At 61.9% G+C, this 11,456-nt stretch carries 7 protein-coding genes, 1 rRNA gene and 1 pseudogene; 4 read left to right on the top strand and 5 right to left on the bottom strand.

Annotated elements, in window-relative coordinates:
• Positions 1-107: ribosomal RNA gene (gene rrf / locus ACNFIC_RS23545) — 5S ribosomal RNA — on the top strand; the annotation flags it as partial.
• 166 nt (positions 108-273) lie between these two features.
• On the opposite strand, the gene ACNFIC_RS23540 is transcribed toward rrf, so the two are convergent.
• From ACNFIC_RS23540 to ACNFIC_RS23520, 5 genes are all read right to left on the bottom strand, one after another.
• Positions 274-741 (bottom strand): SRPBCC family protein, encoded by a 468-nt coding sequence (locus tag ACNFIC_RS23540; RefSeq protein ID WP_138221848.1) that lies wholly within the window; start codon positions 739-741, stop codon positions 274-276.
• A gap of 29 nt (positions 742-770) precedes the next feature.
• Positions 771-4,196 carry an amino acid adenylation domain-containing protein gene (locus ACNFIC_RS23535; protein WP_416782233.1) on the bottom strand — a complete coding sequence of 1,142 codons (3,426 nt, stop codon included), beginning with the start codon at positions 4,194-4,196 and terminating at the stop codon, positions 771-773.
• Between the two features lie 10 nt (positions 4,197-4,206).
• Positions 4,207-5,136, bottom strand: a complete 930-nt coding sequence (locus ACNFIC_RS23530; RefSeq protein WP_416782232.1) for a diiron oxygenase — start codon at positions 5,134-5,136, stop codon at positions 4,207-4,209.
• On the bottom strand, positions 5,133-5,909 hold the full coding sequence (locus ACNFIC_RS23525; protein ID WP_138221845.1) for a DUF3050 domain-containing protein: 777 nt from the start codon (positions 5,907-5,909) through the stop codon (positions 5,133-5,135). Before ACNFIC_RS23525 ends, ACNFIC_RS23530 begins: the two co-directional genes overlap by 4 nt.
• Positions 5,910-6,742: 833 nt before the next feature.
• Positions 6,743-7,435, bottom strand: a complete 693-nt coding sequence (locus tag ACNFIC_RS23520; protein ID WP_416782230.1) for a GntR family transcriptional regulator — start codon at positions 7,433-7,435, stop codon at positions 6,743-6,745.
• 209 nt (positions 7,436-7,644) lie between these two features.
• Between ACNFIC_RS23520 and lapG the strand changes: the two genes are divergently transcribed.
• From lapG to ACNFIC_RS23505, 3 genes and pseudogenes are all read left to right on the top strand, one after another.
• Complete coding sequence (gene lapG / locus ACNFIC_RS23515) at positions 7,645-8,406, top strand: cysteine protease LapG (protein ID WP_416782229.1); 762 nt, start codon at positions 7,645-7,647, stop codon at positions 8,404-8,406.
• A gap of 10 nt (positions 8,407-8,416) precedes the next feature.
• Positions 8,417-10,363: a cyclic di-GMP receptor LapD gene (gene lapD, locus ACNFIC_RS23510; protein ID WP_138221842.1), complete on the top strand. Its 1,947-nt coding sequence runs from the start codon at positions 8,417-8,419 to the stop codon at positions 10,361-10,363.
• Between the two features lie 224 nt (positions 10,364-10,587).
• Positions 10,588-11,425 (top strand): annotated as a pseudogene (locus ACNFIC_RS23505) (IS5 family transposase); the annotation flags it as partial.
• Between the last annotated feature and the right edge of the window lie 31 nt (positions 11,426-11,456).

The following is an 11,456-nucleotide window of genomic DNA, read 5'->3' as shown; positions in this document are numbered from 1 at the left end:
CATAGAGCATTGGAACCACCTGATCCCATCCCGAACTCAGTAGTGAAACGATGCATCGCCGATGGTAGTGTGGGGCTTCCCCATGTGAGAGTAGGTCATCGTCAAGATTCAATTCCGAAGCCCCTGATCGCGATGCGATCGGGGGCTTTGTCTTTCTGGGGTATGGCAGCTGCTTCCGCCCTCTGTTCTGTGCCCGTTTGGCGCCGCGCGTAGTCCATGCAGGCACAAAAAAAAGCCGCCCCGATGGGGCGGCTTCGTAGCTCGACCGTACGATCAGCTCAGCAGGTTCTTCACATTCCCCATCGCCTCATCGGCGAACCCTTGAAGGAAGGCCTGAAAATCCGGCAGCGCTTCCGGCCCGCCTTGCCAAGGCTCGGCCTGGATGGTCCAGGTCGCGCGGCTACGTTGCCCGTCTATTGCGCTCACCTCCATTGCGGCCCACAGGTTGCCGATGTTGAGGCTGGTGTAGATCAGGCTCCAGGTCATGTTCATGGCTTGCTCATCGCGTGAGTTGAGCTGCTCGATCACCACATTGCCATCTTTGAACAGTTTCTTGCGGATCGAACGTACACCCGTGCCGGTCATGTCGATGTGCGCCAGCGCCGGAATGAACACCGGAAAGCCTGCGAAGTTGCCGACGATGTTCCAGACGCTGGCGGCAGGTGCCGCGATGTCCACGCTGGAGACCACCAGGCAGCCTTCAGGGTTGCGGATCAGAGTATCGGGTTTGAGTGCGTGCATGTCGTGTTGCTCCTGTTGTGATGAACGTTTCAGATAAAACCGATATTGGTCAGGTACCTGCAGCCGCGGCGTAGCAGCTCCGGGCTCTTGCTGGGGTACTGGCTGCCCATGCGCTGCACGCCGGCCCTGGCGTTGTCATGCGCGATGCCCGAGATGTCGCCGATGTCCTCCTCGAAGCCATCGAGGTAGAAGCCCAGGACGTCGTACAGCGCGTTGTCGCGGTCAACCCGACGTAACTGCCGTTGCCATTGCTCGACGCTCACCAGCTCGAAGGCATGGCCTTGCTCGCGAAATGACGCCAGGTAGTCGCGCCAGCGCAGGGGTTCCGGGTTGTGCAGGTTGAACACGCATTGGCTGCTTTGGTGGCGACTGCCGTGGAAGGCAATGAAGCGTGCGAGGAAGTCCACCGGCATCAGGTCAAAGTCGATCTCCAGGCCAGGTACCTGACCCAGTTGCAGCGACCCCTTGAGCATCAGCATCAAGCGGTTGCGCTGTGGCTGGCAGGCGCCAGTACGGCTGTCGAAGGTGATGTTCCCGGGGCGGAACAGGTTGACCCATACGCCCTGGGCGCGTGCCCGTTGCAGGATGCGCTCACCGACCCACTTGCTCAGGTTGTAGCCATTGCGGATATAGATCGGCGGCGTCGTTGCCGGGTCGTCTTCCAGTACCCGCCCGTGATCGTCCACGGCACTGCATGCCGAGAGGGTCGAGACGAAATTGAAAATCTTCTTGCGCCGCCCTTCGCACAGTTGCAGGCACTCGAACAACGGCTCGATGTTGTCCGCTGCCAGTACCTGGTAGTCGAGCACATGGTTCACCTGCGCTGCGTTGTGCAGCAGCGCGCCGTAGTGCTCATCCAGGTAGTCATAGTCGGCCTCGCTCAGGCCAAGGCGTGGTTTGCGCAAGTCGGCTTCGAGCACCCGCACGCGGGTCAGATCCAGCGTCACATGGTTGTCGTGCAGCGCCTGGGCGAAGCGCGCTTGGGCACTCACGCCAGCAGCGCTGCGCACAAGGCAGGCTACCTCGGTGGCGCCCCACTCCAGCAAGGCCTCTACCAAGTGCACCCCGAGAAAGCTGTTGGCCCCGGTGACGATCACCTTATGCACATCCCCCAAGCGCTCCACTGGGAGTACCTGCAACCCCAGTTCACGATTGGCATCCTGTTCCAGACGCATCAGCGCATCTTCCTGTCCGCTCTCCACACCATCGAGCAGCGCACCCAGTCGCTGCACCGTCGGCAGTTCGATGAACCGGTTGATCGCAACGCCACGGCCAAAGCGCTCGCGTACCTCCAACAGCAGGCGCGACAACAGGATCGAGTGCCCACCCAGGTTGAAGAAGCTGTCGTCGGTGGAGATGTCTGTCTCCGGGAGTTCCAGCAGTTGCGCCCACAGGCTGCACAGGCGCTGTTCGGTGTGGCTTGCCGGCAACTGCCGCTGATGCTTCGGCAAGGCTAAGGGGCGCAGCAGCAGGGCCTTGCGGTCCACCTTGCCGTTGGCGGTGTAGGGCATCTGCTCCAACACTTGATAGAAACTTGGGCGCATGTAGTCGGGTAAGGTCCGCTCGGCATGCAGGCGCAACTGCTCCTGGGCATCGGGGCCGTCCGCTTGCGCGACGAACGCCAGCACACGGCGCTGCGCATCGACCACCACTGCCACCTGCGCGAACAGCCGGCTGTCACGCAGGCAATGTTCGATTTCCTCAGGCTCTACACGGAACCCACGGATCTTCACCTGGTTATCCCGTCGGCCGCACAGCTCGATGCCGTGTGCGGTCCATTTGCCGATATCGCCGGTGCGGTAGGCACGCAGCGAGCGACCCTCAGGCAGGAGCAGCTCGACGAAGCGTTCTGCGCTGAGTGCAGGGTTGTTCAAGTAACCCAGCCCCACCCCTGGCCCGGCGATGTATAGCTCACCCGGGGTGTGTTCCGGCACCGGATGCAGGTGTTCGTCGAGGATCAGCACCTGGGTGTTGGCAATCGGCAGCCCGAGGTTGCGGTTGTTGTCACCTTCGGCGAAGACCCGAGTCGTGGCCAGTACGGTGGTTTCCGTGGGGCCGTAGATGTTGTGCAGGTGGCACTGTCCAGCCAGGCGCGCGATCACCCCGGGTTCGCAGACATCGCCCCCAGTGATCAGGTGCTGCAAGCCAAGATGCACATCCCGAGGCAGGATGCTCAGCAAGGCTGGCGGCAGAAACGCATGGGTGACCTCCTGTCGGTGGATAAGTCGTATCAACTGCACGGGATCGCGGCGTTGCTCCTCGCTGGGCAGCACCAGCAGCGCGCCGCAGGCGAAGGTCGGCAGGATGTCCAGCAGCGAGGCATCGAAGCCAATGGTGGAGAACTGCAGCACCCGGCTATGGCTGTCGAGCCCCACATGCGCCTGGTACCAGGCCATGAAGTGCGCCAGGTTGCGCTGGCTCAGCAACACACCTTTGGGCAGCCCGGTGGTCCCGGAGGTGTAGATCGCCACGCAGGGCTGAACTGATGGGCGTAGTGCCAGACTGGGCAGTGGGCTGTCCAAGGCCGGCCCTAAATTGCGCACATCCAGGTGCGAGATATCCACAGGCGCTTCACCGTCATGCAGCAGCACGCAGGCTCCAGCGTCCTCAAGGATGCGTTGGCGACGCTCGGCAGGCGTGGCGGGATCAAGCGGCAGGTAGATGGCCGCGCAACCCCAGATCGCCAGAAGGCTGGCATACAACGCTGGCGACTTGGCCACGCACACAGCCACCACCGGTGGCTGCGCGCTCGGCGTAGGCAGCAGGAGGAGCAGGGCGCGTTGGATGCCAACGGCCTGCGCATGCAGTTGCCGGTAGCTTTGCTGCTGCCCTGCGTGGTCGAGCGCCGGGCGCTCGGCGTGTTGGCGTAGGCTGTGTTCCAGCGTTTCAAGCAAGCCGCTTTCGGTTCGCTCGAGCAGGTCGGCGCGCAGCGTACGGTTGAACGGATGCCGATAGGCCAGCCCCTCCAGCCACTCCAGGCCATGCTCTCGCTCATGCAGCCCAGGGCCTGCGGCTGGCGCCTCATGCAGGTACTGAGGGTTGCGCGCGAAGCGGTTGACCTGCAAGGCCAATAGATCGCTCAAGGCCAGCAGCGTGTCTTCGCACAGCTGTTGGCCATTACCGCTATCTGGCGTGGGCACAGGCAGGCGTTCGATCAATCGCTGTGCGCTGGCACTGCCGCACCAGCAGAGGATTTCCAGGCGTGGCAAGGTCTCGGCGAAGCTTGCACCCAGGCGCAGCCGTAACAGCGGTATGGCCCCCAGCGGTTGCCAGTCACCACTGGCGAGCGACAGGCTGCCGTCCTCCACCACAAGGTCAGGGCGATGGGCCAGTTGTTGGCGCAGCGCATCTGTATCCCAGGCCGTGGCCGCGCCGTGACCGTGTTCGTCGAGCTGGCGGGCAAGTGTCGCCAGGGCGGGACTGGTACCTACCAAAAGTATCTCGAGGCGTCTCATGATGGGGTCCTCAGGGCAAGTAGTCGCGCAGTGCGTCTTGTACGCAGGCCGATTCGAGCATCGAGCTTGCGCGGAAGAAGCGCAGGATGTTGCCCAGCAATGGGTGCTGGTGATTGATCGGGAATGCCAGCCCCTGCGCCTCCTCACGCAGGTCGTCGCGTACCGCTTCGCTGATCGGCAGCGCGGCGATCAGTGCGAAGTCGAAGGCCTTTTGGATGTCGTTGGTCAGGTACTGGCTGAGAAACACGGGTAGCACCTTGGCCAGTGCCCTGCGGTCGGCCTCAGGCGCGGCCTGCCAGTAGATCCGTGTGAGCCTCGCCCAGAAGCTCGAATGGCGCCCTTCATCGAGCAGATGATCGGCCATCAGCCCCTTCACCGAGGGCTTGACCGTGTCATCACGGGCGAATGCCGCCACATCGTCGGTCAAGGTGTTCTCGGCAATGCCCACGCAGATCAACTCCAAGGCATCGCGCAGGGCCTCGGGCACTTGCGCCAGGGCCTGCGGGATGGCCCGGCTGAGTTCGATTTCCTGCGGCAAGGCGATCGGTTGCACGCCGGTCAGGGCAATGGTCTGTTGCAGGAAATCCATGGCCACCAGGGCGTGGTAGTCCTCGTCCACCACCACGGTCATTGCGTCGTAGCGGCAGGCGAATGGAAACCGCACGGCGAAGCGGTCCTTGGCGATGCGCCGGGCGGTGCGGTCGACGATCTCGGTCTCGAAGATCACCACGTCGTTGATGAACTTGTAGAGGCTTTGCACCAGGACGAAGTCGCGCAACTGTGGGCACTCGCGCTGAAACGTGGCCCCAAGTACCAGTGGTTGGCGGCTCAGCGGGTAGATCAGCCGCTGGTCGTCCTCTACCCGACGGCGCGGTCGGGTGCGGATGGTCGCGCGCTCTTCCCAGGCATCGGCGAAGGAGCGGTAGTCGATGGCGTTCATCGGGCGACCTCGGCAACCGGGGCTTGCAGCGCAGCGCGCAGGCGGTCCCACAGGGCCATGCGGCTGTCCACAGCGGCGATGGCGGCGACGTAGACATCCTCTTCACGCACGGGGTCGTCAGCGACCAGGCGTGCCAGCAACTGCTCGGCAGCCGGGCCGTGATCTTCGGAGTCCACTTCGATGTGGCGTTGCAGGTAGTAACGGAATGTCGGGGCCTGCTCGATGCCGATGCCCCACTCATCGAGGATCTGCTGGAACATGCTCGGAATCACGCTCTCGCGCCCATGCAGGAACGCCGCAGCGACGCGATGGGCCGGAGCGTCCAGCGCCACTTCGAGGGTATCGCGCACGAAACGTTGCGCGGCCTCGCTGGCACCGGCGCGTTGCAAGGCTTCGGGGTGAGCGACGCCTTGCTGCATCAGGCTGACGAAGCGTTCGATGGCCTGAGTGCTGGCACCGACTTCGCGCATGGCATCCAGGTACAGCTCGAAATGGCTGTAGTGGCCGTGGTCGAGGCGATCATCTGACTCTTCACCCAGCACGATCTCATTGATCAGTCGCGCAGCTGCAGGGTCTGCCGGCGGTAGCCACGGCAGGCTGACGCAGGTGAGTTCTTGTTGCAGGCGTTTGGTCAGCGACATGAAGTCCCACACCGCGAATACGTGGGTTTCCATGAAGCGACGAAGTGTGTCGAGTGAGTCGATTTCAGAGAACAGAGGGTGCTGCGAAAGTACCTGTTTTTTGTCGGAAAGTGCGCGCTTCAATGTGCTCATATTAATATCCGTCTTGGTCTGTGTTCAGGTTGGTTGATGCAATTCCGTTGAGCCGTCATGGAGTTTTCGGGCGAGCGGGTACCTCGAACGAAGTTTCGATGGCGCGCAACGGAAAGGGCCGTACAGGGCTCGCGGAGCCTTTGATTGCGGGGAGGTAGCGTCCTCGCCGTGGTCGGCGAAATAAAAGTTAGAGCAACTGCAAAAGAACTTGCAATTCTTTTTTTGTTTATTTTCAAGTTGCAAGTTTTTAAAGTTGAAAGTTGCCAGATTAAAACACGTAAGTTGTTTTAATTTGGCAATAAGTGCTCCTTCCGATCATCAACGAGCAGAAAAATTAAACACGGAGTGAATGCCTCACTCAGAGCACTGATTAACGGATAGGGGGCGTTTGACTGTTCAGGGGCAGCTGATCGGCTGGCGGTTCTTGCCCCGGTGGCAGGCTCCTTCTGCAAGTGGGTGTGAATGCCGACGGCCAGGTCCGCTATTGGTGATCAGCAGCCGTCGTAGCGAGTAGAGTGTGCCGCAAATGCTGGCACTGTTATGGCCGGCAACGCCTGTTGGGCGGATCTCGTCGTGCAAACGAGTGGGCAGATGCGCTGGCCTAGAAGCCGAGCAGGTCGAGGGAGGAGTAGAAAATACGCACGCTGCGCGGGTTGAACAGCGTGCTGCCCGTGGCCGGGGAGTGCTTCGGCCCGGCGGCGGCGCTCGCGCAGCTCACCGCGATGTGCCCGGCAGATCTGCTGAATACGGTATGGCGGCTCGCTTGGCACCTGCGCCGGGGGCTTGCACGTTTATTGCCATCCTTGTGCCCAAGCTGGCGCATTTGCGCGTGGTCAGGTGGCCGATTGCCTATCGAGGTAGTTCCTGATGGTACGTGCGGCGTTGTTCAGGTGGGCTTCCAGTAGCCGTACGGCTTCGTCCACCAGTTTGTCGCTGGCGGCGTCGGTGATGGCGATGTGGTCATCCTGAGTGAGCTTGCCCAGGCCCATGGACGACAAATGGAAGCGCAGGAAACGTTCTTCCTCGTTGAGTTCGATCTCGATCAGGCGCAGCAGCTTCTGGTTGCGTGCCTTGCCGTAGAGCGTCATGTGGAACAGGCGGTTGAGGCGCCCGATTTCGGCGTAGCGCGTCTCGGTTTCCAGCTCGCGAATATAGCCACGGGCCTGAGCGATGTCCTCGGCCTGGAGCAGTGGGATCGACTGGCGCAAGGCTTCGGTTTCGAGCAGCACCCGCAGGCCGTAGGTATCCACGGCATCTTCACCGATCAGCGGCGCGACCACTGCGCCCTTGTGCATCACCACCCGCAACAACGACTGCGCCTCGAGTTGGCGCAGCGCCTCGCGTACTGGCATGCGGCTGACGCCGAACAGCGTGGCCAGCTCTTGCTGGCGCACGGCGGTACCCGGCGCAAGGCGACCGTCGAGGATGGCACTGCGCAGACGTTCTTCGATGACACTGCGGGCCAGGTGCGCGGGAACCTGCTCGCCACCCAGGATGGTGCTCAGGAGTTTGGGTTTCTCAGCCACGCGGGGTTCGCCTCGGCAACATGAACATTGGATCCAATAACCCTAGTGAGGGAGTGGTCAGCTTGTCAAACAGCAGGTTCGCCGGGGCCATGAGGTCCATTCAGCAAACGCGGCTATCGTGAAGGAAGTCGCAGGCCTTGGGAAGACGGACGACGACGGCAGCACTTGTGGGAAGCGGGGTTGCCGACAGCTGGCAGCGTGATTGCATTGTGCCGTTGTCTTTTACCTCGTCAGCTTGCACCATCGCAGCTTTCAACGGACCTGATCGGGTATTCGCAGTGGCGAAACCTTGGGCACTTAGCAACACTCTGCGCCGCCTTGGCCTGGCCTTGGCGTTCGGCTGCGTGTTGCTGGGCGTCAGCCAGGCCGACTGGGATTTTTCCCAGATCAGTCGCCGCGCCCAGGCGTTGTACGGGCCGCTGGGCGCAGGGCAGGGCCGCCTCGATGCCTGGCAGAACCTGCTGGCGACGCAGAAGCAGGCCAGCGAGCAGGAGCAACTCAAGGTGGTCAACCTGTTCTTCAACAAGCAACTGCGCTACGTCGAGGACATCGACCTGTGGCATGAAGTGGACTACTGGGCCACACCTGTGCAATCGCTGATCAAGGGCGCCGGTGATTGCGAAGACTACGCCATCGCCAAGTACTTCAGCCTGCGGCGCATGGGCATTCCCGCCGAAAAACTGCGGATCACCTACGTCAAGGCCCTGCGCCAGAACCGGGCGCACATGGTCCTGACCTATTATTCAAGCCCACAGGCCCAGCCATTGGTGCTCGACAGCCTGATGGACGCGATCAAACCGGCCAGCCAGCGTACCGACTTGCTGCCGGTGTACAGCTTCAACGGCGAAGGCCTTTGGCTGACCGGCGCTGCCGGCAACAAGAAGGTTGGCGACACCAAGCGCCTGTCGCGCTGGCAGGACTTGCTGAAGAAAATGCAGGCCGAAGGGTTCCCGGCCGAACCGGTCTACTGAAGGAGCACAGATGTCACTGTTCAAACAATTGCTGCTAGCCATTTGCCTGTTCCTGGTGGTCGCCTTCGGCGGCAGCTTCATGGTCAGTCTGGAAAGCTCGCGCAGCCAGTACGTCAACCAACTGCGCTCCCACGCCCAGGATGCGGCCACGGCGCTGGCGCTGTCGTTGACGCCGAACATCGACGATCCGGCGATGGTCGAGCTTATGGTCAGCTCGATCTTCGACAGTGGCTACTACTCCAGCATCAAGGTGATCGACATCGAGTCCAACGCGGTGCTGGTCGAGCGCCACGCCGAGCCTGACAGTGGCGGCGTGCCGGGCTGGTTCATCCACCTGATCGGCTTGGAACCTGCCGGCGGCGATGCGATCGTCAGCCGCGGCTGGCAGCAGGCGGCGCGGGTAGAGGTGATCAGCCACCCCATGTTCGCCCTGGCCAAGCTCTGGCAGAGCGCCCTGGGCAGCCTCGGCTGGTTGTTGCTGTGCGGTGCGGTGAGCGCGGTGCTCGGCGCTCTGTTGCTGCGTCGCCAACTGCGCCCATTGGACTACATGGTGGCGCAGTCCCACGCCATCGCCCGGCGCGAGTTCCTGAGCCTGCCGGAGCTGCCGCGCACCCCTGAGCTGCGCCGTGTGGTACAGGCGATGAACCAAATGGTCGAGAAGCTCAAGGCACTGTTCACCGAGCAGGCCGAGCGCAGCGAGAAACTGCGCAGCGAGTCGTACCAAGACAGCCTGACCGGCCTTGCCAACCGCCGTTACTTCGAAATGCAGCTCAACGCTCGGGTGAGCAACGCCGAAGATGCCCGCGCTGGCTACCTGCTGCTGCTGCGCGTACAGGATCTGGCTGGCCTCAACGCTCGCCTGGGCGGCCAGCGCACCGACCAGTTGTTGCAGGCGGTGGGTGAGCAATTGCGCCGCACTTGCGCGCATTACCCAGAGACCAACGACCTGATCACCCGTAGCCGCGGCGGCGAGTTCGCCGTGCTGGCGCCAGGCATGGTGCACGAAGAGGCCGTTCAACTGGCCCAGGCGTTGGCCAGTACCTTGCAGAGCTTGCACGAAACCGGCGCCAGCGATGTCGACCCGGTGGCCTGCATCGGCTTGGCCCCCTACAGCCCCGGCGATGCACCGCAGGCGCTGCTCAAGCTCGCCGACGAGGCCCTGGCGCGTGCCGAAAGCCAGCCGAAACCCGGTTGGGTGTGCCTGGAGCAAGGCGCCGCAGCGCAAGCCGCCGACAGCCATCACGCCTGGCACACGCGTCTGGATCAAGCGCTGCACAACGGGCAGTTCGAGCTGTTCTTCCAGCCGGTGGTGGACGCCCGCGCGCCAGACAAGGTCTTGCACTACAAGGTGATCTCGCGCCTGCTCGACGAGCAGGGCGAGGCCATTGCCGCTGGGCGCTTTCTGCCCTGGCTCGAACGTTTCGGCTGGATGGCCCGGCTCGACCTGCTGGTTTTGGAGAAGGTGCTGCGCCATCTACAGGCGCACCGCGAGGCGCTGGCGCTCAACCTGTCCGCTGCGACGCTTGCCGATCCCAAGGCCTTGCAGCGAGTCTTCGACCTGCTGGGCCAGCACCGCGCGTTGGGGGAACATCTGACCTTCGAAATCGGTGAAGAACAGTTACCCGAACAGTCGCTGCTCGAACAGCTCACCCGCCGCCTGCACGGTCTGGGCTTCAGCCTGGCGCTGCAACGCTTTGGCGGACGCTTCAGCATGATCGGCAACCTGGCACATCTGGGGCTGGCTTACCTGAAGATCGACGGTGGCTATATCCGCAGCATCGATACCGAGCAGCACAAGCGCTTGTTCATCGAAGCCATACAGCGTGCTGCGCACAGCATCGACCTGCCGCTGATCGCCGAGCGGGTGGAAACAGAAGGAGAGCTGAACGTGCTGCGTGAGATGGGCGTGCAAGGCATCCAGGGTCAACTGGTCGGTGAGCCCGCGCCCTGGCGTTGAACCCCCAGTTCGCCCCTGTGAGCGGCCTTGTGCCGCGAAAGGGCTGCGTAGCAGCCCCGGCGATTTTGGATGGAGCCGAAATCCTGGGGCTGTTGAGCGACCCGGCTCGGCGCCCCCGGTAAGTCTCCTGCACAGAGCACGTTCTGATCTAGTGTCCCGTTTGGGTAGTTCGTTTATTTTGAAATCCCCGGAATCATTGGGCGAAACGAATCAAGTAGGTAAACGAATTAACCATTCAGAACACTAGTGCGTTGTACGGGATCACCCCGATCCCCGAAAACACTGTGATCATGAATTTCCGGCACCTGCTGGAGAAACACCAGTTGGCTACAGGCATTCTGGAAACCATCAACGCCGCCTATCTGCGAGACAAGGGGGTTGTCTTGGGCTAGGGCACGATCGTCGATGCCACAATCATCAACGCGCCCAGTTCGAGCAAGAACACGCAAGGCAAGCGCGACCCGGAAATGTATCAGGCGAGTAAGGGAAACCAATACTCCTACGGCATGAAAGCGCATATCGGAGCTGGCGCTGAATCGGGCCTGATAAACTACGTCCATGGCACCGCAGTTTAAACTGAGACTTCACCTTGCGAGCAGGTGGGATTCATGGATCGGTTACAACGTGTCTGTCGTGGCGGAGGTCGCTCATCTGTTGCACGCTGAAGAAAACGTTGTCTGTACTGACGCGGGGTACACCGGCGTAGAGAAATGCCCTGAGCGCGACGGTCGGCAAGTGATCTGGTAGATCGCTGCGCGACGCAGCACCTGTAAGCATTTGTGCAAGCGCAGTGTGTTGTACAAAGCCAGGCGCAAGACCGAGAAGGCCAAAGCCCAAATGCGTGCGAAGGTCGAGCGTCCGTTTTGAGTTATCAAACGAGAGTTCGGCTATGTGAAGACCCGCTTCTGTGACCTAGCCAAGAACACGGCGCAATTGAGCACAATGTTCGCGCTTTCGAGTCTTTGGATGGTGCGCCGGCAATTATTGCGGCTGCGGGAGAGGTATGCCCGTGAGGGCAGAAAACCAAGGCTGTGCCTTGGTTTTCCAATAGTCAGCGTCTGAAAATCGGGCTTTTCGGTATCCCCAAACCGTC

The sequence above is a fragment of the Pseudomonas sp. NY15463 genome (assembly GCF_048068415.1).
GTDB lineage: Bacteria > Pseudomonadota > Gammaproteobacteria > Pseudomonadales > Pseudomonadaceae > Aquipseudomonas > Aquipseudomonas mosselii_C.
The sequence above is the reverse complement of the archived record's forward strand: the minus strand, read 5'-3'. Positions and strand labels throughout refer to the sequence as shown.